The 24,083-nt window shown below is 63.6% G+C and carries 25 protein-coding genes; 4 read left to right on the top strand and 21 right to left on the bottom strand.

Features of this window, described 5'->3' with window-relative positions:
- Nucleotides 1–37: 37 nt before the first annotated feature.
- The 12 genes from SKZ59_RS04510 to flgB form a co-directional block, all read right to left on the bottom strand.
- Complete coding sequence (locus SKZ59_RS04510) at nt 38–481, bottom strand: MarR family winged helix-turn-helix transcriptional regulator (protein WP_319990941.1); 444 nt, start codon at nt 479–481, stop codon at nt 38–40.
- Between the two features lie 166 nt (nt 482–647).
- Nucleotides 648–1,889: a flagellar hook-associated protein FlgL gene (flgL, locus tag SKZ59_RS04505; protein WP_034754058.1), complete on the bottom strand. Its 1,242-nt coding sequence runs from the start codon at nt 1,887–1,889 to the stop codon at nt 648–650.
- Between the two features lie 51 nt (nt 1,890–1,940).
- Complete coding sequence (gene flgK, locus SKZ59_RS04500; protein ID WP_051991489.1) at nt 1,941–3,908, bottom strand: flagellar hook-associated protein FlgK; 1,968 nt, start codon at nt 3,906–3,908, stop codon at nt 1,941–1,943.
- A gap of 88 nt (nt 3,909–3,996) precedes the next feature.
- Nucleotides 3,997–4,923 (bottom strand): flagellar assembly peptidoglycan hydrolase FlgJ, encoded by a 927-nt coding sequence (gene flgJ / locus SKZ59_RS04495; RefSeq protein ID WP_070303623.1) that lies wholly within the window; start codon nt 4,921–4,923, stop codon nt 3,997–3,999.
- A 10-nt stretch (nt 4,924–4,933) separates the two neighbouring features.
- Nucleotides 4,934–6,049, bottom strand: a complete 1,116-nt coding sequence (locus SKZ59_RS04490; RefSeq protein ID WP_034754065.1) for a flagellar basal body P-ring protein FlgI — start codon at nt 6,047–6,049, stop codon at nt 4,934–4,936.
- Between the two features lie 2 nt (nt 6,050–6,051).
- The gene (locus tag SKZ59_RS04485; RefSeq protein ID WP_319990940.1) at nt 6,052–6,702 is read right to left on the bottom strand and encodes a flagellar basal body L-ring protein FlgH; all 651 of its coding nucleotides are present in this window, start codon (nt 6,700–6,702) and stop codon (nt 6,052–6,054) included.
- Between the two features lie 50 nt (nt 6,703–6,752).
- Nucleotides 6,753–7,535, bottom strand: a complete 783-nt coding sequence (gene flgG / locus SKZ59_RS04480) for a flagellar basal-body rod protein FlgG (RefSeq protein WP_034754070.1) — start codon at nt 7,533–7,535, stop codon at nt 6,753–6,755.
- 72 nt (nt 7,536–7,607) lie between these two features.
- Nucleotides 7,608–8,351, bottom strand: a complete 744-nt coding sequence (locus SKZ59_RS04475; protein ID WP_034787153.1) for a flagellar basal body rod protein FlgF — start codon at nt 8,349–8,351, stop codon at nt 7,608–7,610.
- A 60-nt stretch (nt 8,352–8,411) separates the two neighbouring features.
- Nucleotides 8,412–9,959 carry a flagellar hook protein FlgE gene (locus SKZ59_RS04470; RefSeq protein WP_034754076.1) on the bottom strand — a complete coding sequence of 516 codons (1,548 nt, stop codon included), beginning with the start codon at nt 9,957–9,959 and terminating at the stop codon, nt 8,412–8,414.
- Between the two features lie 58 nt (nt 9,960–10,017).
- Entirely contained in the window at nt 10,018–10,716 is a 699-nt protein-coding gene (locus tag SKZ59_RS04465) for a flagellar hook assembly protein FlgD (protein ID WP_070303621.1), read from the bottom strand.
- Between the two features lie 15 nt (nt 10,717–10,731).
- Entirely contained in the window at nt 10,732–11,133 is a 402-nt protein-coding gene (flgC, locus tag SKZ59_RS04460) for a flagellar basal body rod protein FlgC (protein WP_034754081.1), read from the bottom strand.
- Nucleotides 11,134–11,135: 2 nt separating this feature from the next.
- Nucleotides 11,136–11,588 (bottom strand): flagellar basal body rod protein FlgB, encoded by a 453-nt coding sequence (gene flgB / locus SKZ59_RS04455; protein ID WP_131687745.1) that lies wholly within the window; start codon nt 11,586–11,588, stop codon nt 11,136–11,138.
- Between the two features lie 191 nt (nt 11,589–11,779).
- On the opposite strand from flgB, the gene flgA reads away from it, so the two are divergent.
- The 4 genes from flgA to SKZ59_RS04435 all read left to right on the top strand — a co-directional run bounded on the left by flgA (nt 11,780) and on the right by SKZ59_RS04435 (nt 14,334).
- Nucleotides 11,780–12,475 carry a flagellar basal body P-ring formation chaperone FlgA gene (gene flgA, locus SKZ59_RS04450; protein ID WP_034754087.1) on the top strand — a complete coding sequence of 232 codons (696 nt, stop codon included), beginning with the start codon at nt 11,780–11,782 and terminating at the stop codon, nt 12,473–12,475.
- Nucleotides 12,476–12,586: 111 nt separating this feature from the next.
- Nucleotides 12,587–12,895: a flagellar biosynthesis anti-sigma factor FlgM gene (flgM, locus tag SKZ59_RS04445; protein ID WP_034787161.1), complete on the top strand. Its 309-nt coding sequence runs from the start codon at nt 12,587–12,589 to the stop codon at nt 12,893–12,895.
- Nucleotides 12,896–12,903: 8 nt separating this feature from the next.
- Nucleotides 12,904–13,371, top strand: a complete 468-nt coding sequence (locus SKZ59_RS04440; RefSeq protein WP_070303619.1) for a flagella synthesis protein FlgN — start codon at nt 12,904–12,906, stop codon at nt 13,369–13,371.
- Between the two features lie 399 nt (nt 13,372–13,770).
- Nucleotides 13,771–14,334 (top strand): FxDxF family PEP-CTERM protein, encoded by a 564-nt coding sequence (locus tag SKZ59_RS04435; protein ID WP_072455392.1) that lies wholly within the window; start codon nt 13,771–13,773, stop codon nt 14,332–14,334.
- A gap of 118 nt (nt 14,335–14,452) precedes the next feature.
- Here SKZ59_RS04435 and SKZ59_RS04430 read toward each other — a convergent pair whose 3' ends face one another.
- From SKZ59_RS04430 to flhB, 9 genes are all read right to left on the bottom strand, one after another.
- The gene (locus SKZ59_RS04430) at nt 14,453–15,316 is read right to left on the bottom strand and encodes a hypothetical protein (protein WP_319990939.1); all 864 of its coding nucleotides are present in this window, start codon (nt 15,314–15,316) and stop codon (nt 14,453–14,455) included.
- 82 nt (nt 15,317–15,398) lie between these two features.
- Entirely contained in the window at nt 15,399–15,761 is a 363-nt protein-coding gene (locus tag SKZ59_RS04425; RefSeq protein ID WP_319990938.1) for a translation initiation factor Sui1, read from the bottom strand.
- A 64-nt stretch (nt 15,762–15,825) separates the two neighbouring features.
- Nucleotides 15,826–16,620 carry a flagellar motor protein MotD gene (gene motD, locus SKZ59_RS04420; RefSeq protein ID WP_072455728.1) on the bottom strand — a complete coding sequence of 265 codons (795 nt, stop codon included), beginning with the start codon at nt 16,618–16,620 and terminating at the stop codon, nt 15,826–15,828.
- A 5-nt stretch (nt 16,621–16,625) separates the two neighbouring features.
- A complete protein-coding gene (locus SKZ59_RS04415) occupies nt 16,626–17,372 on the bottom strand; it encodes a flagellar motor protein (RefSeq protein WP_034785295.1) in 747 nt (248 codons plus the stop codon).
- Complete coding sequence (locus SKZ59_RS04410) at nt 17,354–18,085, bottom strand: RNA polymerase sigma factor FliA (RefSeq protein ID WP_319990937.1); 732 nt, start codon at nt 18,083–18,085, stop codon at nt 17,354–17,356. Before SKZ59_RS04410 ends, SKZ59_RS04415 begins: the two co-directional genes overlap by 19 nt.
- A 45-nt stretch (nt 18,086–18,130) precedes the next feature.
- Entirely contained in the window at nt 18,131–18,994 is an 864-nt protein-coding gene (locus SKZ59_RS04405) for a MinD/ParA family protein (RefSeq protein ID WP_034754231.1), read from the bottom strand.
- On the bottom strand, nt 18,987–20,315 hold the full coding sequence (gene flhF / locus SKZ59_RS04400) for a flagellar biosynthesis protein FlhF (RefSeq protein WP_034754102.1): 1,329 nt from the start codon (nt 20,313–20,315) through the stop codon (nt 18,987–18,989). Before flhF ends, SKZ59_RS04405 begins: the two co-directional genes overlap by 8 nt.
- Nucleotides 20,316–20,620: 305 nt before the next feature.
- Nucleotides 20,621–22,717 carry a flagellar biosynthesis protein FlhA gene (gene flhA / locus SKZ59_RS04395; RefSeq protein ID WP_319990936.1) on the bottom strand — a complete coding sequence of 699 codons (2,097 nt, stop codon included), beginning with the start codon at nt 22,715–22,717 and terminating at the stop codon, nt 20,621–20,623.
- Entirely contained in the window at nt 22,714–23,907 is a 1,194-nt protein-coding gene (gene flhB, locus SKZ59_RS04390; protein ID WP_034754106.1) for a flagellar biosynthesis protein FlhB, read from the bottom strand. The genes flhA and flhB overlap by 4 nt, the downstream gene beginning before the upstream one ends.
- Nucleotides 23,908–24,083 lie beyond the last annotated feature (176 nt).

Here is a 24,083-nt window from a genome sequence, read left to right as displayed (position 1 = left end):
GGCTCCTTGCCGGGGTCGTGGTGAAAAATTCAGCGGATCACTCCGCCAAGCGTTTGAGTAATGCCACCGCCTTGTCCAGTTCGGTGACTTCGTCCGGCGTGAGCCGGGTTTCGATGGTGCGCGCCAGCCAGTCTTCGCGCGCGGCGCGGCTCGCTGCGATCCACGCGCGGCAGTTGTCCGTCAGGGTCAATATCGTTTGCCGGCCGTCAGCTGGATCGGGCGAACCCGTCACCATCCGCGCTTCCGTCAAGGCTTGCACGGTGGCGGCCATCGACTGGGGCCGCATGCCTTCGGCACGGGCCAGGCTGCTGGCCGTGGCGGGGCCGTCGCGCTCCAAACGGCTCAGCACGGATGCCTGCGACATGCTGACATCCCCCAGGTGCGCCTCTTCGCGCAGGCGGCGGCGCAATTTGCCGATCAGGATGCGCAATTCGCCGGCCAGTTGCAGGACTTGTTCGTGGTCTTCTTGTGTCGTGTGCATGGGGAGCGAAAGTGGATCAACGGCCCCTACTATAACAGATATACAGGAAGACTGCACAGTTTGCCTGCATATCTTGCCGAAGTGACCAGAATACGGACGCAAAAAAGCCGGGGCGGGAGATATCCTCCCTGCCCCGGCTTGCCGGTCATCCTGCCGATGCCCGTTCTTAGCTGATGTAGTTAAACAGCGACAAGCCCGAGATCGAGGTGAACGTTTTTTGCGCCGCCTGCAGGGTTACCTGTTGCTGGCTGAAGGTGGAAATGGCTTTCACCATGTCCAGGTCCTGCAGGTCCGACAGGGTGGTGGCGTACTGGATGTCGAGGTCGTCACCGGCGCTGTCGAGGTAATCGAGTTCCTTCATGCGGGAACCGACGTCGGCGCGCACGGACAGCACGTTGTCGTAGGCCGTGTCGAGAATATTATGCGCGGCGTTCAAGCCGTTCGTCAGGCGCGCCTGGGCCGCATCGCCACTGCCCGTCTGGCGCAGTACGCCGATCAGGTTTTTCACGGTGGTAAACAACGATTCCTTGGCGCTCGGCTCCAGGGTAAAGCTGTCCTGGTCGGCCGGCTTGCCCGTGATGTTCACTTGCTGGCCGTCGAAGGTGATGGCGTCGCCCGCCTTGTAGGGGATGGGCACGGCAGGATTGGGTACCGTCTGGCCCAGGGTGGCGTCGGTGACGGTATAGGTGGTGACGGCGTCCGTCCCCGTGCCCGTGACCTTGAAGTCGATCGAATATTTATGCCCCGTCAATGCCGACGGGTCCGTCACCGTGCCGCCCGAGACCACGCCCGAGCCGCCGCGCGTGAAGTTGGCGGCGGCGGCGGCCGTGGTGAACTTGCCGTTGCCCGTCAGGTTGTTTTCAAACACGGTGGCGCCGGAATCGCTGGTGGCCAGGTAGCGCGCCGAACCCACCTGCAGTTCGCGCTGGCCCTGGTCGCCCACGTAGCTGGCGCCCGTCGGCGTCTGGCTGAATGGCTGGGTCGTGGATTTATAGCCGGAAAACAGGTAGCCGCCCGCGCCATCGGCCGTGTTCGCGATGCCCAGCAAGTCGGTCAGCCGGCCTTCCAGTTCCCTGGCCAGGGTATCGCGGTCGACGTCCTTCAGGGCAGGATTACCGGCTTTCAGGACCAGGTCCTTCACGTCGGCGATCAGCGAGGTGGTGCTGCCCAGCGCCAGCTCTTCCTGCGACAGGAAGTTCTTCGCGTTCGAACGGTTCGTCACGAACTGGGTATTGATCGATTGCGACTGCGTCACTTCCAGTGCGCGCGCCGAGGCGATCGGATCGTCGGCCGGCGTCAGATTGCGGCGGTTCGACGACAGCTGCATCTGCGTACGGTTCAAGGCGCCCTGCAGATTGTTCAGCTGCGAGCTGCCCTGGTCATAAATCATTCGTGTGCTGATGCGCATGATGCTGCCCTTCCAGAAAGCCGCCGCGCGCTACGTCGCGGCAAAAATTGATTAACGTCCCAGGCCGATCACCACGTCGAACAAGGTACTGGCAATCTGCATGACCTTGCCGCACGCCTGGTAGGACTGCTGGTAACGCAGCAGGTTGGCCGCCTCTTCGTCGAGGTTGACGCCGGAGACGGCCTGCTGCTGGGTGCTAACCTGCTGCAGCAACGCCAGACTGGCCAGGCCGCTGACCTGCACTTCGCGCGTCTTGTTGCCCACGAAGCTGACGGTTTGCGCATACGAACCCTGGAACGTGGCATTGCCGCCATCGAGGATGTTCTTCGTCTGCAAGCCCGCCAGCAGCGCGGCGTTGCGGTTGTCGCCCACGCCGCCCGTATTGGGCTTGATGGTAAAGGTGTCGCCCTGCGCCGGCGCGCCCGTCATGCTGACATTGATGCCGCCAAAGCTGAAGTTGTCGCCTTCCGTATACGGGATGTTCGCCGTGCCGGCCGGATACGTCGTGGTGGCGCCATTCAAGCCCTTGACCGTCACCGCCTGGCCCGCCGGGAAACCCGTCAGCGAGGTGGTCGCCTTGTCATACGTCAAGGTCACGGGACCCGTCAGGGCATTGCCCGGGGTCAGGTAGGCCTTGTCGACGGAACCGGCGCTGAGTTTGCCCGAGCCCGTATTGGCCACGGGCGCCGACGTGGCGATCGGCGCGGCGGCGGCGATCTTGTTGCGGTCGGTGATCAGCACGTTCAGGCCGGCCGCGCCATTCGCCGTCGGCCGGATGACGTAGTTGTCGCCCTGGGCGGCCGTGCCCGAGATCGAGAAATCGACGCCGTCGATGGTTTGCGGCCCCGTTTGCGGATACGGATTGATGATGGTGTGCGCGCCGTCGGACTCGCGCGTCACCACATAGTTGCTGCCGTCATATTTCAGGCTGTAATCGCTGGCCGTCAGCTTGGTCGGGTCGCTGACCTTGGCCGATAGCACGGTGGTGCTGCTGGTGTTGTTGCCACGGTCGGCGCCGATCACGGGATCGGGAATCTTGAAAAAATCGCCGCCCATGGCGCCATTCAAGTCCTGGCCCAGCTTGTGCTGGTCGTTGAAGGTGCTGGCCAGCGCGATGGCCACCTTGCCCAGCGAGTTCTGGACATTGTCCAGGGTGCCGCTACGAAATTCCAGCAAGCCGCCCAGCGAGCCACCGGTCAGGGAGTTGTCCGGCAGCACGGTCACGGTATTGCCCGTGACATAGCCCACCTCGATGCGGTTCGGGTCCGTGCGCGAAGGCGTGGCCGCCAGCTCGAAGCTGCGGTCGGCCACCACCAGGGGCTGCCCCGCGCCGATGGAAATGGTGACGGTATTGTTGGCAGCGGGCTGCACCGTCGCCTTCACGTATTTGTTCAATTCCGTGATCAGCTGGTCGCGCTGGTCGAGCAGATCGTTGGGCTGGTTGCTGGCGTCGACCGACAACTGGGAAATCGACTTGTTCAACTCGGCGAGCTGCTTGGCGTAGGTATTGATGACCGTCACATTCGACGTGATCTGCGAATTGACGCCGTCGCCGATCTCCGTCAGGCGCGCGCTCAGCCCCTGGAAACGCGAAGCGAGCGAGCCGGCGCTCGACAGCAGCGCCTGGCGCGACGCCACCGACGAAGGATTGGCGCTGAAATCCTGCACGCCCTTGAAGAAATCCTGCATGGCTGGCGACAGGCCCGCCGTGGGATCGGCCAGCAAGTTATCGATCTGGCTGATCTGCGTGTAATAGGCGTCGAGTGAGCTGGTCGCGCTTTGCGCGGCATTGACCTGTGTGGCCATGAAGCTGTCGTACTGGCGCTTGATCTGCGACACTTCCGTGCCCGTGCCAACGAAGCCATAGCCAGCATAGTTGGACTGCGAAGTCTGCTGCAGCACCACCTGGCGGTTGTAGCCGGCCACGTTGGCATTGGTGATGTTATGCCCGGTCGTCGACAGGCCCACCTGCGCTGCAAGCAAACCGCTCTTACCGATGCTGAGTAGATTCGAAGTCATGGTGTCTTATTGGTTACTGTCATGAGTATTTACGGCAGCCGCGGCGAAAACTTGAAGCGCGCGGCCTGCACGGGAGCACGGCGAGTTACTAGCCGACCAGCGAATTCTTGATAATTTTTGTCAATTTGGCAGCGTAATTCGGGTCCGTGGCGTAGCCGGCCTTTTGCAAGCCGTGGGCGAACGTACTGGCGTCGCCCGCGCTGGCCAGTACTTTTTCGTAGCGCTTATTGTTGGTAATCAACTGCGCATAATCCTTGAAGCTGTCCGCATAGCTGTCGTAGGCGCGGAATTTCTCCACCTTGCGCTGCGCCTTGCCATTCACATATTCCGTGGTGACGGCTTCCGTGACCTTGCCCTTCCAGTCGCTGGACGCCTTGATGCCGAACAGGTTGTGGCTGCTGCTGCCGTCGCGGGCGATGATTTCGCGCTTGCCCCAGCCCGTTTCCAGCGCCGCCTGGCCCAGCATGAACTTGGCCGGGATACCGGTGGCGCGGCTCGCTTCTTCCGCATGCACGCCCAGCTTTTCCTGGAAGGCGCGCACATGGGGCGCCTGCGTGGCGTTGGCCTTGTCGCTCAGGGTCTTGCCGGTGCCGGTGGCGCCGGTCGCGCCCTCGGTGAGGGCGCCCTGCTGCTGGCGGAAGGCGGCCAGCGCCTGCGCCATGCTCGACGAACGGGGCGACGGCGCTTCGGCGCCATCGGCGGCCAGTGCCTGGTTCGACGACGACAACTGGCGGATCAGCACGTCCGCCAGGCCCGTGCCGCGCTTGGCCAGGTTCTGGCTCGTCTGCTGGTCCAGCATCGAGGTGTACATCTTGCTTTGCTGGCTATCCATGATGCCGTCCTGCGGCGTCGCTTCGCGCATGCTTTTCATCATCATGTTGATGAACATGGCTTCGAATTGCGTGGCCGCCTCTTTCAGGGCGGCGGGGTCCTTCGCCTTGGCGGACTGGCGCAAGCCATCCATGCCCTTGACGTCATAGGCGGCGGTATTGCTGAGGTCGGTTTGGCTGATCATGGCGTATCCATCAAATGATTTCAAGTTCGGCGCGCAGCGAACCGGCCGCCTTCATCGCCTGCAGGATGGCCAGCAAGTCTTGCGGCGAGGCGCCGATGGCATTCAAGGCTTTCACCACCTCGGACAGCGAGGCGCCGCCCTTGACCAGCATGACCTTGCCCGGTTCCTTCTTGATATCGATCTGCGCCGTCTGCGTGACCACCGTGCGTCCGCCCGACAAGGGGGCCGGCTGGCTCACTTGCGGCTCGACATTGATGGTGACGGACAGGTTGCCGTGCGAAATGGCGCACGTTTCCAGGGTCACGGACTGGTTCATCACGACGGAACCGGTGCGCGCATTCATGATGACCTTGGCCGCCAGGCGGGCCGGATTGACTTCGATGCTTTCCAGCTGGCCCAGGAAGGACACGCGCTGGTCGCTGCCGCCCGGCGACTGCACCTGGATCACGCGGCCATCGAGCGCGGCGGCCGTGCCGGCGCCGTAGCGGCTGTTGATGGCGTCGACCACGCGGCTGGCAGTGGCGAAATCGGTGGCGTTCAATTCCAGGCGGATCGTGTTGTTGGCGCCCAGCGCCGAAGGCACGGTGCGCTCGACGGTGGCGCCGCCCGAAATGCGTCCCACGCTCAGGTGGTTGATGACGACGGAGCTGCCGGCTGCCTGCGCGCCCACGCCGCCCACCAGCACGTTGCCCTGCGCCATGCCGTACACCTGGCCATCGGCGCCCTTCAACGGGGTCATCAATAAAGTACCGCCGCGCAAGCTTTTCGCATTGCCCATCGACGATACCGTCACGTCGAGCAACTGGCCCGGCTGGGCAAACGCGGGCAAGGCCGTCGTCACCATCACGGCGGCCACGTTTTTCAGCTGCAAACTGGTGCCTTGCGGCAAGTTGATACCTTGCTGCTGCAGCATGGCCGCCACGCTCTGGATGGTAAATGGCGTTTGCGTGGTCTGGTCGCCGCTGCCGTCGAGGCCGACGACGAGGCCATAGCCCATCAGCTGATTCTGGCGCACGCCGGCGATGCTGGCCAGGTCCTTGATACGCTCGGCCTGCGCCACGGGCGCCAGCAGGGAAGCAGCCAGGCCGCAGATGACTAAAAAGCGGGGGAAAGTAATCGTTGCCATGATCAGAAAGGCAGCAGGCTGAGGAAGAAGCGCGACGCCATCGAGGCCATTTCAGCGCGGTCGATCTGGCTGTTGGTGCGGTATTCGACGCGCGCGTCGGCCACCTGGGTCGACGGCACGACGTTGCCCGTGCCGATGGTGTCCGGATTGACCATGCCCGAGAAGCGGATGAATTCCGTGCCCTTGTTCATGGCGATCTGTTTTTCGCCGGCGACGATCAGATTGCCGTTCGGCAGCACTTCAATCACCGTCACGCCGATCACGCCGGAAAACGTGTTGCTGGCGGACTGGTTGTCGCCATCGGCAAATTTCGTCGCGCCATTCGCCGAGACGGTGCCGCCCAGGCGGCCCTGCAGCATGCCCGGCGTGCTGAAGCCCACGCTGCCCGACTTGTTGCCGGAACTGGCGCCCGCCTTGACGGCATTCGTGCGCTCGGTGATGGCGATCGTCATGGTATCGCCCACGTGGCGCGCGCGGCGGTCTTCGAAGGCGGGACGGTAGGTCGACGGCTGGTAGATGGAGCCATTGTTGGCAACCACGGGTTCCGGCATCGGTGCGCGCGTGGTGGTCGGATATTGCACGATGGACGTAGGCGTGATGGCGCAGCCTGACAGCAGGACTGCGGACAACAGGGTGATGATGGGGTATTGCATGGCGAACCTCCGCTGCCATCCGGCGGCGGATGGCATGACGACTATGAAAATTAAAGTTGCGACAATTTCTGCAGCATTTGATCGGATGTGGTGATGGCCTTGCTGTTGATCTCATAGGCGCGCTGCGTCTGGATCATGTTGACCATTTCCTCGGCCACGTTGACGTTCGACGTCTCGATATAGCCCTGCATCAGCACGCCGGCACCGTTGGTGCCCGGGGTATTGGTTTGCGCTACGCCCGAGGCGCCCGTTTCCATGTACAGGTTTTCGCCCTTCGATTCCAGGCCGGCCGGATTGACGAAGGTGGTCAGTTGCAGCGAGCCGATCTGCGATGGCGCCACGGTGTCGGGCAAGGTGACGGACACGGTGCCGTCGCGCGCCACGGTCAGGCTCAGCGCATTGGTCGGCACGGTGATGGCGGGCTGGATGACGAAACCTTCGGAGGTGACGAGCTGGCCGTTGGCGTCTGTCTGGAACGAGCCGTCGCGCGTGTAGGCCGTAGCGCCGTCCGGCATCAGCACCTGGAAGAAACCCGTGCCGTTGACCATCACGTCGCGCGAATTGCCCGATGCCTGGGGATTGCCCTGCGTATGGATGCGTTCGGTGGCCACGGTGCGTACGCCCGTGCCGATCTGCAAGCCCGATGGCAGCTGGGTTTGCTGCGACGATTGCGCGCCCGGCTGGCGCACATTTTGATACAGCAAGTCTTCAAACACGGCGCGCGACTTCTTGAAGCCCGTGGTGCTGACGTTGGCCAGGTTATTGGCGATCACGTCCATCTGCGTCTGCTGCGCTTCCAGGCCGGTTTTGGCAATCCAAAGGGAACGAATCATGATTTTTCTCCAATAACAGCGCTAGTCAGCTCTGTAGACTATTTCTATGTGACCATTATGCGGTGGCCCCCATCAATTCAAAGCGAGGATCTGGGTGGCTTTCGCCGCGTTATTCTCGGCATTCTTCAACAAGCTCATTTGCGTTTCGAACTGGCGCGCCAGGGCAATCATGCTGACCATGGAGTCGACGGGGCTGACATTGCTGCCTTCCAGCGCACCGGTGGTCAGCTTGACGGCCTGGTCGGCCTGCGCCACCGTGCCATCCTTGAGGCGGAACAGGCCGTCGTCGCCGCGCACCAGCTGCTGCTCGGGCGGGTTGACCAGCTTGATGCGTCCCAGCACTGTCGACGGGCCTGGCGGCACGTCCGTGGAAATCGTGCCCACCGTGCCGTCGCTGGCGATGGCCACCGTCACGCCGGGCGGAATGGCCATGGGGCCCGTATCGCCCTGCACCATCAGGCCCGACTGCGTTTGCAGCATGCCGTTTTCATTGAGCTTCAAGGCGCCGTTGCGCGTGTAGGCTTCGGAACCGTCGGCCGACTGCACCGCGATCCAGCCGCCGTTTTCCACAGCCACGTCGAGCGCGCGGCCCGTGTGCTGCATCGGCCCTTGCGTGAAATCGGAACCGACCGTCGAATCGACGACAAAGGCGCGCGTCGGCATCATGCCGTCGGCCACCACGGGCACGGCGCGGAACGAGTCGAGCTGGGCACGGAAACCCGTGCTGGTGGCGTTCGCCAGATTGTTCGCCGTGGTCGCCTGCTTGTCCAGGATGTGCTTGGCGCCCGAGCCGGCGGTGTAGATGAGACGGTCCATGTGTTTCTCCGTGCAAAACGAAAGCTGGGGTCAGACCCGGCGGGTCTGACCCCGGTACCATTAACGCAGGTTAACCAAAGTCTGCAGGACCGAGTCCTGCGTCTTGATGGTTTGCGCATTCGCCTGGTAGGCGCGCTGGGCCGTGATCATGTTGACCAGTTCCGCCGTCAAGTCCACGTTCGACACTTCCACGGCCGAGGCGCGCAAGTCGCCCAGGTTGCCCGAGCTCGGCTCGCCCGTCATGGGGCTGCCCGAGGTCGAGCTTTCCGCCCACGCATTGTTACCCAGCGGTTCGAGGCCATTCGGATTGGAAAAGTTGGTCAGCACCACCTGGCCCAGGTCGCGCGTCTTGCCATTGTTGTACTGGCCCTGGATCACGCCATCGGAGCCCACGACGAAACGGCTCAGCTGGCCGGCAGCGTAGCCATCGGCCACGGTGCGCTTTTCGCTGGTGGACGAGCTGAGCTGGGTGGAATTGGTGAAGTCGACCTTGATCGCCAGGTTCGCATTTGCGCCCGTGGCGGGGAAGACGGGCAGGTTTACCGTCACCGGCAAGGTTTGCGGCGGCGTCAGGCCCAGCATGGCGGCCTTGTCCAGGCTGCCGACGCTGTTGAACACCAGCGAAGCCGACTTCACGGCGGGCACCTCCGTCACCGAGGAAATATTGGTGTCGATCTGGTCTGGCGTCAGGCTGGAATTGACGCCATTGGGCACGGCGCTGCCAAAGGTGGCGCTGATGGCGGCCAGCTGAGCGGGGCTGGCGCCGGCCGCGGCGGCGGCGGTGCGCACGGCGGCGCCGGCCGCATTGCCGTAGGCGACGGCGGCGGCCGTGATATTGGCCGGCACCAGCGGCACGGCCGTGACGGCGGCCTGGTAGGCGGCGCGCGCAGCCAGCGAGGCGGCATCGGTCTGCGCCGCGGACGCCACTTTCGCGCTGGTGATTTCCTTGCCGTCAGTGGCCGTGTAGACATCCCACGTATTAGTGCCCGTCTTGACGTAGAAATTGGACATGGTGTGCGCATTGCCCAGCGAATCGAAGACGGGCACGGGGAATTGCTTGGTCCACGACTTTTGCTCGCCCACACTGAACGGCACCACGGTCGGCATGGCCGAGTTGGAATCGAGGTTGACCTGGGTATCGACCTTGGTGGTCGCCTGCGGCGCCATGTCGGACGGGTCGATCTGCAGCGGCACGGTGGCGCCGGCCAGGATCTTGCCGTTCGCATCGGCCGGATAGCCGGTCAGCTGGGCTTTCTGCGCATTGATGATGAAGCCGCTCTTGTCGACCTGGAACTGGCCGTTGCGCGAATATTGGATGGCGCCGTTCACGCTGGTGCGGAAGAAACCGCCGCCATTGATGGCGATGTCGAGCGGATTGGACGAGCTCTCCAGGTTACCCTGGTTGAACAGCTGCGCCACTTGCGACACGGATACGCCGATACCGGGCTGGTTGCCGCCCACGCCATACAGCGAGTTGGCATAGATGTCGGCGAACTGCGCCTGCGATTGCTTGAAACCCACGGTGGCCGAGTTGGCGATATTGTTGCCGATGACGTCCAGCGATTTGGCGGCGCCATTCAAGCCGCTCAGGCCTTGTTGGAAAGACATTGTGTTCTCCTGGTAGAAATTAGGGGTAGAGGGTCTACGCTACAAATGAGCGGCTTGCTTACAAAATCTGTTTCACGTCGGCCATGGTGATGCTGCCCACACCCGGCACGTTCAATTTCACGCCACCCGCGCCCGTCGACACGCTGGCAACCGAGCCGAACATCAGCGCCGCCGCGTCGGTCAGCTTGGCGCCGCCGCGCGTGGCTTCCACCGAGAAGGTGTAGGCGCCGTCAGGCAGCACGATGTTCTTGCCATCCTTGTCGAGCTCGGCCGTGGAGCCGTTCCAGCCCAGCGGCAAGGTACCCGCGTCCTGCGGGCCCAGGTCGATGGAATGGACTTCCTTGCCCGTACTGTTGTAGATGATGACCTTGACCTTGTCGGCCGGCGTCGCCAGATCCACGCCCAGCAGAGCCGCGCTCTTGGTCAAGGTGATGTTCTTGCCTGCCGTCAACACGCCGTGGCCGATGATATTGGCCGCCTGCATGGATTCGGCTTGCTGGTAGCTGGTCTTGAGCGTTTCCAGGGTGGTATTGAGCTTATTGACGCCCGTCACCGTGGACAGCTGGGCGAGCTGGCTCGTCAGCTGTGCATTGTCCAGCGGGTTCATCGGATCCTGGTTTTGCAGCTGGGTCACCAGCAGGGTCAGGAATTTGTTCGTTTCTTCCTCGACGCTGCCTTTCGCGGCCGTGTTCTTCTTCGGATTCATCGTCGCCATCAGGTCGGTGACGGTGGCGGTGCTGGTATCGATGGTTGCCATAATGATCAGTCAGCCTTATTGGCCGATGGTGAGGGTTTTCAGGAGCAGCGACTTGGCCGCGTTCATGGTTTCCACGTTGGTCTGGTACGAACGCGAAGCCGACAGCATGTTGACCATCTCGTCGACCGTATTCACGTTGGGCATGGTGACGTAGCCCTTTTCATCGGCCAGCGGGTTCTTCGGGTCGTAGACCAGCTTCATCGGCGACGGGTCTTCGATCACCTTCTGCACCTTGACGGCCGTGGCGCCGTTGGCCATGGGTACGGCTTCGAACACCACCTGCTTGGCGCGGTAGGCTTCGCCCGTGGCGCTGGTGGCGCTGTCGGCATTGGCCAGGTTGCTGGCCACCGTGTTCAGGCGCTGCGCCTGGGCGCTCATGGCCGAACCGGAAACATTGAAGATATTAAATAGCGACATGATTATTGTCCTCCCTGGATGGCCGTCAGCATGCCCTTGATCTGCGAGTTGAGGAACGTCACGGCCGCCTCGTAGCGGATGGCGTTGTCGGCAAAGGCATTGCGCTCGAGGTCCATGTCGACCGTATTGCCATCGACGGCGCCCTGGGCAGGCGCGCGGTACAGCAGCGGCGTGCCGTCGGCCAGGGTCTCGACCTTGCCGCCACCGGTCGCGCCCGCAGCCGCGGCCACGCCCTTGCCCGGCATATGCTGCGGCGCCGTGCCCTTCAACGCTGGCGGCACGCCGTCCTTGCGCGCCATCGCGCCCTTCAGCGCGGCGGCGAAATCGACATCGCGCGCCTTGTAGTTGGGCGTGTCGGCATTGGCGATATTCGAGGCGAGCAATTCCTGGCGCGTCGAGCGCAGGCTCAGCGCCGTCTCGTTGAAGCGCATGTAATCGTCGAGTTTCCCTATCATGTCAGGCTCCGGAAAGATCTGCCACTGGCGCCCAAGATGGCGGAAGGATGGCGGTATAGTGATGACAGGAAACATAGTACGGTGCCCACCTGCAAGACCATCGCCGGATCAGACCGTACTTTTACCCCTTAATCGGCGCTTCGAACGGGGCCTCGCCCACTATCATGGCAGTATTCCAGAGGCCTATCACCATGAAAACACCGCTTGCTTTCCTCTTCGCTCTTGCCGCCCTGCCACTGCTGGCCCAGGCGCAAAACGCCGGCCGGCAAACGCCGGAAGCGCTGCGCAACAGCGTGGAACAATTCCTGCAAGTGCAAAGCAATGGCTTGCCGGGCAAGGTGACCATCACCGTCGGCGCCGTCGATCCGCGCCTGAACCTGGCCGCCTGCCCCGCGCCGCAAGCGTTCATGGCACCGGGCGCGCGCGCCTGGGGCAAGACCACCGTCGGCGTGCGCTGCACGGCGCCCTCCAGCTGGACTATCTATCTGCAGGCGAACGTGGCCGTCGTGGGCGACTACGTGGCCAGCGCCGTGCCGCTGGCGCAAGGACAAGCCATCGACGCCAGCCAGCTGGTGACGATGCAGGGCGACCTGGCCGCATTGCCGGCAGGTATAGCCACAGACATGGCCCAGGTAGTAGGGGCGAGCACGAATATTTCCTTGCCACCAGGCACGCCGATGCGCCTCGACACCCTGCGCCGCAAGCCGGTGGTGATGCAGGGCCAGCTGGTGCGTGTAGTTTCCAGTGGCAACGGTTTCCAGGTGGCATCAGAAGGACGCGCCATCGGCAGCGCAGGCGATGGCCAGACGGTGCAGGTGCGCACGCAGAGCGGGCAGCAGATCAGCGGCGTGGCGCGCGCGGGCGGCTTGGTGGAGGTCGCCTTTTAAACCCGGATGGACAGCGATATTGTGGTCTGGCGCACTAAAGTTTCGGAAGAAGGTGCCGATAATGACACATATCCCGGAGTTTTTTGACTTCGACCAGACGAGGATCACGCTGTGAAAATTACCGATAACACCATTAAAAGCAATCCCGGCCTGCCGGTGGCGCCCGCGAGCACCTCCGGCGCCCGGAATGCCGAGAAAGCCCAGGCAACACCGACGACGTCGGACAATGTACGCCTGTCGCCACAAGGACAGGCATTAGCGGCCAGTGCAACTGCCGGCAGCGGCGCCGTGTTCGACACGAAAAAAGTCGAACGCATCAAGCTGGCGATCGCCGACGGCCAGTTCCAGGTCAACTCTGAAAAAGTGGCGGACGGTCTCCTCGACACAGTCAAGGACTTGCTGCACTCACGAAATAGATAGGTTCCCTCATGCAATCAGTGACTCCGTTTTCCAGCCTGCGCGACGAGCAACAGCTCATGACCACATTGCTGGCATTGATGAAAGAAGAACAGCGGCATCTGGTTGCCGCTGACATCGATGCAATCACGGAGCTCACGGTGCGCAAGACGGCACTCGTAGGACAATTGAGCCAATTGGCGGCGCAACGCCACCAGGCGCTGGCGGCAGCAGGTTTTACCGCCGCCGAAGCGGGCATGGAAGACTGGCTGGTCAGCGCCAGCGAAGCCGAGGCGGCGCCCCTGTGGAAAGCCCTGCTCGAGACGACGCGCGAAGCGAAGGAACAGAACCGGCTGAACAGCCTGCTGGTCAACAAACACATGCTGCACACGCAAGGCGCCCTGAACGCCATGCGCCCCACGGCCCAAAGCGGCAATTTCTACGGCCCCAGTGGCCAACCGATGTCGAACCCGGCCAGCCGGCGCGTCGTGATCGGCTAAGCGTCTTCCCGTTTCGCCCCAGCAAGAAGCCATTGCTGCACGCCTGACGCCGTCCCGAGCAGCGGCACCCATACGGCTGCCATCGAGAACATCATCGCCGTGTCGCTCCCTCCAGGGAGACTGCGGCGGTGCCAGCGCGTCCGCATCCCCCCACAACACCGCACGCAGAAACAACACAAGCCCTTTTTGACGCCGCACGTTTGAGCATGCTCAAACTTGAGACAGGTGATGACTATATGCTAATCCCTGGCGTACGCCGTACATCTCCAGGTGGGACTTTCCTCGCCGACACGAACTTCGTTCCCGCAGGCATAGCTGATCCATTTCACGCCCCAGCCTGCGCTTTTGCGCTGCGCCACGACGCACACCACCTCAATCGCAAGTACACAGGAGCATGATATGAACTCTCTCTCAGTAAGCAAGGCTGGCGCGGCGCTGCTGCTCGGCTGCACCCTGCTGGCGCCGGTCGCGCAGGCCGAAACGCAAGCCGTGTTCTATAACCACCTCGTATCGACCGCCGTGGTGGCCACGCCGCTGCTGGCGCAAGACACCTTGTTCGTCGACACCTTCACGACGGAGCGCGGCTCGCTGCTGCAAACGACCACGTTTACGGTCGGCGCCGGCGTGCAGTCGTTCACGGGCAACGCGGCCTGGCTGGTCACGGGCGCCAACGACTTCGGTCCCCGCCTGACTGGCGTCAACATTGACCTGTTCGACTCCAGCAATAACCTGGTGCAATCGGATACCTTCACCGGCGTGCTGGGCGCGTTTGCCCATTCGACCTTCGACGGCCTGCTGGGACCTGGCACCTACACCTTGGTGGCAAGCGGCATCGGCGTGCGTGATTCCGTGCTGGACATTTCCATCACCACGGCCGTACCGGAACCGGAAACCTATGGCATGCTGCTGGCGGGACTGGGCCTGATCGGGTATAGCATACGGCGCCGCAAGATGGCTGCCTGACCGGCATCGGGGCGCCTGCAAGCACTGCCGTAGCTGGCAGACACGGGGCAGGCGCGGCGGTTCCACGCACGGGCAGGCCTCTGCACGGGCCAGCCCACGTAGGGGCAGGCCTACGCACTCAACCGTGCGCGGGCCGGCCCGTATGCTGGCGGAATTTCGCGGCGATGCCATTCGCCTTGGTGAGGGCGGCGGCCTGCTGTTCCGGCGTCAGCTCGTTTTGCAGCCAGTGCCAGTATTCATCCTGGTAAGGGTTCGTCGTGCCTGGCGTGAGGATGTCGTTGTAGACCATGCGCAGGGCCAGCAGGTAGCCATACGCTTGCGGCGCGTCCTTCTGCACCACGTCGCCATCGCGCAGATAGGCCATCATCAGGGTCGACACGCTGGTCAGTTCCGCCGCGTCCGCCTGTGTTGTCAGCTGGGCGATCGCTTGCCGCTTCCAGGCCTGCACCAGCGGATCGTCGGGACGGTTGCGCAGCGCGCTGCGGTCGCCGAACGGACCTTCCGACAGGAACAGGGTGGCCGCGCCCGGCACGCCGCCTTGCGCGGCAGTGGCCAGGTAGCCAAGGCGATCCTCGCGCTGGCGCTGCGTCATGCCCGCGCACAACTGCTGCTGGGCTGCTTTTTCTTCCGCCGTCATCTCGCGTCCCAGCTCGAATTCCATCCCCGGCAAGCGGCTTTCGCGCTGGAAGACGATGCAGTCGTCGATCAGGTTATAGGCCGCATACGCGTCTTCCGGCTTGCCGCTGGAGGCCAGGCGCTCGAGCCGCTGCGCCAGGGACACGACAACAGGCGCGGCATCGGCGGCCGGGGTGGCATCGATATTCAAATACGATGCCAGGCTGCGCCCCGGCGGCCCGCTGGCGGCAGCGGTAGCGGTAGCGGTAGTGTCCGGTGCGCCGCCATCGGGCGCGGGCCAATACACGACCGCCAGCACTGCCGCGATGGCAGCGGCGATGGCGATACCGGTCAGTTTGTTATTCATATGAGGTGGCGCATAAAAGGAAATGCACGTTACCACAGGCGCACGGCAGCGGGCCGCACGCCTCCGCACGCACGCGCCCCGGCTAGCCGCCCGCCTTTTTCGGCTGGTGGCCCAGCCTGGTCAGCGCGGCAAGAATGGTGTCGACATGGTCGCCCTGCACTTCGATCACGCCATCCTTGACCGTGCCGCCCGAGCCGCACTGCGTGCGCAGCTGCTTGCCCAGCAGGGCCAGCGCGATGGCGTCCAGCGGCAAGCCCTTGACCACGGTGACGCTCTTGCCGCCGCGGCCCTTGGTCTGGCGCGACACGCGCACCACGCCGTCGCCCGCCGGCGCCGCCTTGGCTTGCGCCTTGCACGCACATTGCGCCAGCGGCTGGCGGCAGGCCGGACACATGCGGCCCGTTTCAGTGGAATAGACGAGACCGCCCAAGGAGCTGCTTTTCATGATGGAGAAATAAAAAGAAAGAAGGCCGCGATTGTACCAAGCGGCGGCCAGCAGTTGACGACCGTCAGTTGGCCGGAGCAGGTGCCGGTGCCGGCGCCACGGGCGCCGTCGGCACTTCCGTCACCGTTTCCGGGATGCCCGAGAGGATCGTCACGGCGACCCGGCGGTTGCGCGCGCGCCCTTCCGCCGTTTCATTGGGCGCCACGGGGATATTGTCGGCGTGACCGACGGCCGTCAGGCGCGACGCCTTGACGCCGCTGGCAATGAACAGGCGCACCACGGCGCTGGCGCGCGCGGCCGACAATTCCCAGTTCGAGGCAAAGTTGGAATTGCTGATCGGCTGCACGTCCGTATGCCCTTCCACCTGCACGTCGTGCGTATCGTCCTTGAGCAGCACGGCGACGGCGCGCAGGGCCTGGTCCGACTCAGCCGTCAGGCGCGCCGCGCCCGGGTCGAACAGCACGCTGGCATTGATTTCCACGCTCACGCCGCGGCTCGTCTGCGTGACCCGCACCTTGCCTTCCTTGACCAGCGGCGCCAAGGTCGACGTCAAGTCCTGCGCCAGGCGCGTCATGTGTTCACGCTCGCGGCGGATGGCTTCCGTGCGGCGTTTCAGGGCGGGATTCGGCAGCGGGATCGCTTGCGGCGCTTCCATGATGATGGGCGGCGCGCCCTTTTCCAGGCTGAAGGCCTGGCCGATGGCGTTCTGGAAGACGCGGTACTTGCCTTCGTTGACTTGCGAAATGGCGTACATGACGACAAAGAACGCGAACAGCAGGGTGATGAAGTCGGCGTACGAGATCAGCCAGCGGTCCTGGTTGTCCGGTTCCTCGTCATACTTCCTGCGCGCGCGCCGCATCATGGTCAGTGCTCGTGCAGCAGGCTGGAAACGCGCTCTTCGATGATGCGCGTGTGGTCGCCCGTGGCGATGTCGTACAGCACGGCGGCCGTGATTTCGTATTGCAGCACGCGGCGCGAAACGATGGCCTTGAGTTTATTCGCCACCGGCAGGAACAGCAGGTTGGCCAGGCCGACGCCGTAGATGGTCGAGACAAACGCCACAGCGATGCCGCCGCCTAATTTACTTGGGTCGGTGAGGTTTTCCATCACGTGTATCAGGCCCAGCACGGCGCCCAGAATACCGATGGTGGGCGAATAGCCGGCCGCCGACTCCCACACCTTGACGGCCTGGCGCTCGGCCATTTCGTAGGCGGAGATTTCCACGTCGAGCAGCTGGCGCAGCTTGTCCGGCGCGATGCCGTCGACGATCATCCGCAAGCCCTTGGCGTTGAAGCGGTCGGCCGTGTTTTCCATCAGGCGCTCGAGCGCCAGCGGGCCGTCGCGGCGCGCCGTCAAGCTCCATTGCCCGATGTCGCGCGCCAGCGCGGCACGCGTGTCGGCTGGCGGCAGGAAGACCCAGCGCAGCATTTCCAGGCCGCGCACGAAAGTGCGCAGCCGCGTTTGCAGCAGCACGGCGCCGAAAGTGCCGATGACCACGATGGCAAAGGCGGCCGGCTGCAGCAGGGAGGCCATCTTGCCGCCTTCCAGTGCCTGGCCGACCAACAGGCCCGCCAGCGCCAGCGCCAGCCCGATTACACTGGACCAGTCCACGCCTGCTCCCTCAAGGTTGCGCGCAGGCGCGCGACGGCCTGGGTATGCAGCTGCGAGACGCGCGATTCGGATACGCCCATCACCGCGCCGATCTCCTTCAGGTTCAGCTCTTCTTCGTAATACAGGCCCATGAGTATTTTCTCGCGTGGTGGCAGCGCGTCGATGGCATCGATCACGGATTGCCGGAAATCGGTATCGAGCAGGGAACGCAAGGGGTCGCTGTCCTCGTCCACGCAATGGCGGTCGAGAAAGCTGTCATTGCCGTCCGGGTCATGAAAGTCTTCGTAGTACACGAGCTGGTGGCCGCCGCCGTCGCCCAGCATTTCCTGGTAGTCGGCCAGCGACATCTTGAGCAGTTTCGCCACTTCCGACTCTGTCGGTGGATGGCCGAGGCGCTGCTGCAAGGTGCTCATCGCCTCTTCGATCTTGCGCATGTTCTGGCGCATGCTGCGCGGCAGCCAGTCGCTGGTGCGCAATTCGTCGAGCATGGCGCCGCGGATGCGCAGCACGGCATACGTCTCGAACTGCGCGCCATGCGTCTCTTCATAGCGGCTGATGGCATCGAGCAGGCCGATCATGCCGGCCTGGATCAGGTCATCGACCTCGACCGAAGGCGGCAATTTCGCCTTCATATGGTGCGCCAGACGCTTCACCAGCGGAATATGCTCCGTCAGCAAATAGTCCTTGTTCGATTTCCCTTTGACCGTGTACATAGGCTGCTTATTGTTTTCTCATCTTATCTGGTGCTACGGTTGGCTTCAGGCGCTGAACTGGTGCGGGCTCCCCGTCTGGTACAAGGTGCCGCCGAGCACGGGCGCCGCCGAACGGGCCAGCCGCTCGGCCAGTCCGCGAAACGCCACCGAGGCGCCGGCCAGCGGAAACGCATCGACCACGCTGCGGCCCAGGCGCGCCGCGCGGTGCAGATACTCATCGGCAGGCACCGAACCCATCGACGTCAGCTTCACGGCCAGGTAACGGCTCGCCGCCTGTGCCATATTATCGTATACCACTTTTGCTTCGGATTCGGAAGCGCCGGTGACGAGAATACCGAACGGACGGCGTCCCAGTTCCTGGCTCAGGCGCTTGATCAGGCAGTACGCCGCCTTGATCGAGGTGGCGCTGGTGGAGACTTGCACGACGATATCGGACGACGCCATCAAGGGCACGGGGAAACAGGCGCCCTCGTCTGCCACGACGCCGTCGACCAGCACGATGCCGCTCCGGCGCGCCAGCACGTCGAAAGTCTTGCCCAGGCGGCGCAACTCCTCCTCGCCCGCATAGTCCATGCTGTCCATCAAATGGTTGCGCGCGCCCAGGCTGGCCACGCCAAAGCCTTGCGGCACCTGGTGGATGACCTGGTTCAAGCCGCACTGCTGGCGCGCCACGTCGCGCAGGCTGGCGCCGTGCGCCAGTCCCAGGCGCGCGGCCACACCATCGCTGCCGCCGCTGGCGTCGAGCAGCAGCACGTCATTGCCGCCATAGACGAGCGAAGCACCCAGGTTAACCAGCATGGCGCCCTTGTCGTCCTGCGGCGTGGCCGAGAGGAACGTCATGACGCGCGGCTGCGGGCCGGCCAGCATGCGGCGCAAGCCTTCAGCCTGGTCGAAATCAAAATTAGCCAAGGTGCACCCCGCGCGCTTCATTGTTGCGGGCGGCGGCCTGCGCCATCAGGAGCGGCAGTTCGGCATCGGAAAACTGCGTGGCCGCCGAGTCGCGCTTGAGCTTGAAGGCGCGGTCGATCAGGTAGCCACGGTCGGCCAGGTACAGGTCTTCCGGCACGCGCTGGCCGTTCGACACATAGAACAGGTTCAGCTTCTGGCGGATCACCACGTCGAGCACGTTGCCGATCGACGCCGCTTCATCGAGCTTGGTCATGATGCAGCCGGCCAGGCCGCTGCCCTGATAGGCGCGCACCACTTCGTTGAGGGTTTCCTGGGTCGCCGTGGAGTTCAGGCACAGCAGGCGTTTCACGTCGGCGCCGGCGCCCGACAGCATGGCCACCTGTTCCGTCACCATCTGGTCGCGCTGGCTCACGCCCACCGTATCGATCAGCACCGTGTGCTTGTTCTTCAATTCTTTCAAGGCGATGCGCAAATCCGCTTCATCTTTCACGGAATGCACCATCACGCCGAGGATCTTGCCATAGATGCGCAGCTGCTCATGCGCGCCGATACGATAGGCGTCCGTGGTGATCAGGGCCAGCTTTTCCGGGCCGTGGCGCATCACGCAGCGGGCCGCCAGCTTGGCCGTGCTGGTGGTCTTGCCGACACCGGTCGGGCCGACCAGGGCAAACACGCCGCCCTGCTCGAGCATGGCGTCTTCATTGGCCACCGTGTTCAGGTTGCGGCTGAGGACGGTCTTGATCCAGCGCATGCTTTGCGCACCGTCGAGGCCGGCGGGCAGCTTGTCGATCAGGTAGCGCGCCAGGCTGGCGGAAAAGCCGGCGGCCAGCATTTCGCGCAGCACGACGGCTTTTTGCGGCTCGCGCTGCTGCGTCGAGCCCCACGAAATTTCCGCCAGCTGGGTTTCCATCATGCCGCGCATGGCGCGGATTTCATTCATCATGCCGCTCATCTCGGCGGCGGCGTTCTCTTTGACGTGCGCCAGCGCGCTGGCCATCATCTGCTGCATGCGGGCCATGTCCACTGGCTCGGAGGCAGCCTGGCGCGGCGCGGCAGGACGTGGCGCAGCCGGGCGCTGGGCCGGGGCGGCCGGACGCTGCGGCGTGGCGAACTGGGTCTGCAACTGGGGACGGGGCTGGGCCATTTCGGACGCGGCCGGCGGCGAAGCCAGCGAAGCGGCATCGTCATTGGCCAGCGCGAGGATTTCCACCACGCCATCGGCCTGGCGGTTCGACAGGATCACGGCATCGGGTCCCAGCGCTTCGCGCACCTTGCGCAGCGCATCGCGCGACGAGGCGCCCGTAAATTTCTTCACATTCATGACCGGCCTCCCAAGGCGGGGGTGGCGCAATATTGGCTGAACTGTGTGACCATCATCGACTCCTGTTGCTTGAGTGCTGTCTTCCACATGGACACAGATCACTCGGACAGTTTCCATTATTAGCGATGCTTGCAGGAAACGATCGAAGGAACAGGACGGGAAAGTACCCGTTATTCAGTTTGCCGGGAGGAAATTGATGTTTTTTTTGACCAAAAGCAACTGCTGGGGTCAGACCCCCACTGACGCTAACGCAAAGCTCCGCGCTAACGCTAGCGGGGGTCTGACCCCGATGCTAATGAAGATAACTACTGCGCACCCACCAGCGCCGTGACGCGGATCGTCTTGGTTTCCGGCACTTCCGCATGCGACAGTACTTTGAGTTGCGGCAAGGCGCGGCGCAGGAAGCGCGACAGCAGGGCGCGCAGCGGCGCCGGCACCAGCAGCACCGGCGTCAGGCCCAGCGCTTCCTGCTGCTGGGCAGCCAGGCCCGCCTGGTGGGCGATGGTGTCGGCCAGGCCCGGCTCGATGCCGGCGCCGTCGCCGCCATTGCCCATCGCCTGCATCAGCAGGCGCTCCAGGCGGCTGTCGAGCGTCATCACGGACAGCTCGGCCGCGCCGGGGAACAGTTGCTGCACGATGGCGCGGCCCAGGGACACGCGCACCAGCGCCGTCAGCTCGTTCGGTTCTTGCGTGCTGACCGTGTACTCGGCCAGGGTTTCGATGATGGTGCGCATGTCGCGGATGTGCACGCCCTCGGCCAGCAGGTTCTGCAGCACTTTTTGCAGGGCCGACAGCGACAGCATCTTCGGCACCAGGTCTTCCACCAGGCGCGGCGCATCCTTGCCCAGGTGGTCGAGCAGCGACTGCACTTCCGCGCGGCCCAGCAGCTCGGACGCATGCGAGGTGATCAAATGGTTCAAGTGCGTGGCCACCACGGTGCCCGCATCGACGACCGTGTAGCCCATCGATTGGGCCTGGTCGCGCAGGCTGGCGTCGATCCACGTAGCCGGCAAGCCGAAAGCGGGGTCGCTCGTGGCCAGGCCCGGCAAGGTGCCGCTGGCCATGCCGGGGTTGATCGCCAGAAACTGGCCGTTGAACGCTTCGCCCACGCCCACTTCCACGCCCTTCAAGGTGATGCGGTAGGCGGACGGCTTCAATTCCAGGTTGTCGCGGATATGCACGGGCGGCGCCAGGAAGCCCACTTCCTGGGCGAATTTCTTGCGGATGCCCTTGATACGCTTGAGCAATTCGCCGCCCTGCGTCTTGTCGACTAGGGGAATCAAGCGGTAGCCCACTTCCAGGCCCAGGGTGTCGACGGGCATGATGTCTTGCCAGCTGGCTTCTTCCTGCTCGGGCGCCACGGTCGCCTGCGGCGCTTCGGCCGGTTTCTCGGCCGCTTCTTTTTCCTGCGTGCGCTTCTTGCTGATCAAATAGGCGGAGCCGGCCAGCAGCGAGGCCAGCAGGATGAAGACCATGTTTGGCATGCCGGGGATCAAGCCCATGCCGCCGATGATGCCGGCGGTAATATACAGCACTTGCGGTTTCGCAAACAGCTGGCCCACCAGCTGGGTGCCGATGTCCTGTTCGCTGGCCACGCGCGAGACGACGATACCGGCCGCCGTGGAAATGATCAGCGAAGGAATCTGCGCCACCAGGCCGTCACCGATGGCCAGCAAGGTGTAGTTCTTGAGTGCGTCGGCAAAGCCCATGTCGTGCTGCAGCAAGCCCACCAGCAAGCCGCCGACGATATTGATGACGGTCACCATGATGCCGGCGATGGCGTCGCCGCGCACGTATTTGCTGGCACCGTCCATGGCGCCATAAAATTCCGCTTCCTGCGCCACTTCCGTGCGGCGGCGGCGCGCTTCGTCTTCGCCGATCAGGCCGGCGTTCAGGTCGGCATCAATGGCCATCTGTTTACCAGGCATCGCGTCCAGCGCGAAGCGGGCGCCCACCTCGGCGATACGCCCCGCACCCTTGGTCACGACGGTAAAGTTGATGATCGTCAAAATAATGAAGACCACGATACCGACCGTGAAGTTGCCGCCGATCAGGAAGTGACCGAACGCTTCAATCACTTTACCGGCCGCGTCGGCGCCCGTATGGCCTTCCGTCAGCACCACGCGCGTGGACGCCACGTTCAGCGACAGGCGCAGCATGGTCGACACGAGCAAAATGGTCGGGAACGCCATGAAGTCGAGCGGCTTGACCGTGTACAGCGCCGTCAGCAGCACGATGATGGACAGTGCGATATTGAAGCTGAAGAAGATGTCGAGGATGAAGGCGGGCAGCGGCAGCACCATCATCGCCAGCAGCATGATGATGATGATCGGCGCGGCGAGGCCCTTGCTGGCGTTGCCTTTCAATCCGCTGAGCCAGGCTGGCATGGTCAGGCCGTTCATGGTGTGCTTCCTTTATTCTTGTCTGCCGCGTCTGCTGCGGGTTTGGTCTGCGATGCGGGGTCGAGCGGGTCGAGCTCGGGCGGGACATCGAGTTTTTTCGGCTTGTCGGGGCGCTCGCCGTGGCCGCTGCCGTAGCTGCGCAGCTGGAACACGTAGGCCAGCACTTCGGCCACGGCGCCATACAGCGCCTCGGGAATCTCGTCGCCGATGTCCGTGTGCTTGTACAGCGCGCGCGCCAGCGCTGGCGCTTCGAGGATGGCGACCTTGTGTTCGCCGGCCAGTTCGCGGATCTTCGCCGCCACTTCGTCGATGCCCTTGGCCACCACCTGCGGTGCGCCGCGCGAATTCTCGCCATACTTCAAGGCCACGGCGTAGTGCGTAGGATTGGTTACCACCACGTCGGCCGTCGGCACGTCGGCCATCATGCGGCGGCGCGACATTTCATGCTGCATCTGGCGTATCTTCGCCTTGATCTGCGGATTGCCGTCCGACTCCTTCGACTCTTGCTTGACTTCCTGCAAGGTCATTTTCATCTTGTTAGCGTAGTGCCACATCTGGTACGGACCGTCGATGGCGGCGATCAGGCCCAGGGCGCCGACGATCAGCAAAAAGGCCGTGATCAGCAGGCTGATCAGATGGGCCGAACCGGCGCGCAAGGATTCCACCGACAGGCCCAGCACGGCGTCCTTTTGATGCTGCATCACCATCCAGGCGACGACGCCAACGACGAGGGTCTTGGCAATGGCCTTGAGCAGCTCCACCAGCGCATTCTTTGAAAACATATTGCCCAGGCCACGAATCGGGTTGAGCTTGCCAAAATTGGGAGTAAACGCCTTGGAGCTGAACAGCCAGCCGCCCACCAGCACGGGCGAGGCCAGGGCGACGAGCATGATGGCCGCGGCGTACGGCAGGCAGGTCAGCAAGACCGAACCCACGTCATAGCCGATGCGCAACATCATCGCGTCGGGATTGAGTATCTGCTCCCGGTCCAGGGTCAGCCCGGAAACCATAACGGCCGTCAGCCGCCGCACGATGGCGTCGCCGGCAAACCACAGGCAGCAGCCGGACGCCATCAGCACCGTAAACGTGGCCACTTCACGCGATCGCGGAACGTCGCCTTCCTCACGCGCCTGCTCGAGGCGCTTCGGTGACGCGGCTTCGGTCTTTTCTGCGTCGCTGTCTTCCGACATCAATCAACTCCGGTGAAGTCCTGCAGCCTGGCTAGGCGCAATACGGACTGGGCATGGAGCATTATCGGTTCAATCAACACAACGCCATCAAGGGAAAAGGGGGGCAATTGCCCTCCTTTTCCCTTGCCTACATTAAAGGCGCCGCAGGCGCCCATTTCAGAGGGGACCGAAAAATG

This window comes from Janthinobacterium sp. GMG2, assembly GCF_033949445.1.
Taxonomy (GTDB): Bacteria; Pseudomonadota; Gammaproteobacteria; order Burkholderiales; family Burkholderiaceae_D; genus Janthinobacterium; species Janthinobacterium aestuarii.
Note: the sequence above shows the minus strand (reverse complement) of the source record. Positions and strands in the feature narration are given on the sequence as shown.

Coding starts and splice junctions, on each gene's coding strand:
- SKZ59_RS04410 (WP_319990937.1), bottom strand. CDS start 18,085: ATGTACACGGTCAAAGGGAAATCGAACAAGGACTATTTGCTGACGGAG.
- SKZ59_RS04430 (WP_319990939.1), bottom strand. CDS start 15,316: ATGAATAACAAACTGACCGGTATCGCCATCGCCGCTGCCATCGCGGCA.
- flgB (WP_131687745.1), bottom strand. CDS start 11,588: ATGATAGGGAAACTCGACGATTACATGCGCTTCAACGAGACGGCGCTG.
- SKZ59_RS04425 (WP_319990938.1), bottom strand. CDS start 15,761: ATGAAAAGCAGCTCCTTGGGCGGTCTCGTCTATTCCACTGAAACGGGC.
- SKZ59_RS04470 (WP_034754076.1), bottom strand. CDS start 9,959: ATGTCTTTCCAACAAGGCCTGAGCGGCTTGAATGGCGCCGCCAAATCG.
- flgC (WP_034754081.1), bottom strand. CDS start 11,133: ATGTCGCTATTTAATATCTTCAATGTTTCCGGTTCGGCCATGAGCGCC.
- flhA (WP_319990936.1), bottom strand. CDS start 22,717: ATGAACGGCCTGACCATGCCAGCCTGGCTCAGCGGATTGAAAGGCAAC.
- SKZ59_RS04490 (WP_034754065.1), bottom strand. CDS start 6,049: ATGGCAACGATTACTTTCCCCCGCTTTTTAGTCATCTGCGGCCTGGCT.
- SKZ59_RS04485 (WP_319990940.1), bottom strand. CDS start 6,702: ATGCAATACCCCATCATCACCCTGTTGTCCGCAGTCCTGCTGTCAGGC.
- flhB (WP_034754106.1), bottom strand. CDS start 23,907: ATGTCGGAAGACAGCGACGCAGAAAAGACCGAAGCCGCGTCACCGAAG.
- SKZ59_RS04440 (WP_070303619.1), top strand. CDS start 12,904: ATGCAATCAGTGACTCCGTTTTCCAGCCTGCGCGACGAGCAACAGCTC.
- SKZ59_RS04465 (WP_070303621.1), bottom strand. CDS start 10,716: ATGGCAACCATCGATACCAGCACCGCCACCGTCACCGACCTGATGGCG.
- flhF (WP_034754102.1), bottom strand. CDS start 20,315: ATGAATGTGAAGAAATTTACGGGCGCCTCGTCGCGCGATGCGCTGCGC.
- flgK (WP_051991489.1), bottom strand. CDS start 3,908: ATGACTTCGAATCTACTCAGCATCGGTAAGAGCGGTTTGCTTGCAGCG.
- flgL (WP_034754058.1), bottom strand. CDS start 1,889: ATGCGCATCAGCACACGAATGATTTATGACCAGGGCAGCTCGCAGCTG.
- SKZ59_RS04475 (WP_034787153.1), bottom strand. CDS start 8,351: ATGGACCGTCTCATCTACACCGCCGGCTCGGGCGCCAAGCACATCCTG.
- flgJ (WP_070303623.1), bottom strand. CDS start 4,923: ATGATCAGCCAAACCGACCTCAGCAATACCGCCGCCTATGACGTCAAG.
- motD (WP_072455728.1), bottom strand. CDS start 16,620: ATGCGGCGCGCGCGCAGGAAGTATGACGAGGAACCGGACAACCAGGAC.
- SKZ59_RS04435 (WP_072455392.1), top strand. CDS start 13,771: ATGAACTCTCTCTCAGTAAGCAAGGCTGGCGCGGCGCTGCTGCTCGGC.
- flgG (WP_034754070.1), bottom strand. CDS start 7,535: ATGATTCGTTCCCTTTGGATTGCCAAAACCGGCCTGGAAGCGCAGCAG.
- SKZ59_RS04510 (WP_319990941.1), bottom strand. CDS start 481: ATGCACACGACACAAGAAGACCACGAACAAGTCCTGCAACTGGCCGGC.
- flgA (WP_034754087.1), top strand. CDS start 11,780: ATGAAAACACCGCTTGCTTTCCTCTTCGCTCTTGCCGCCCTGCCACTG.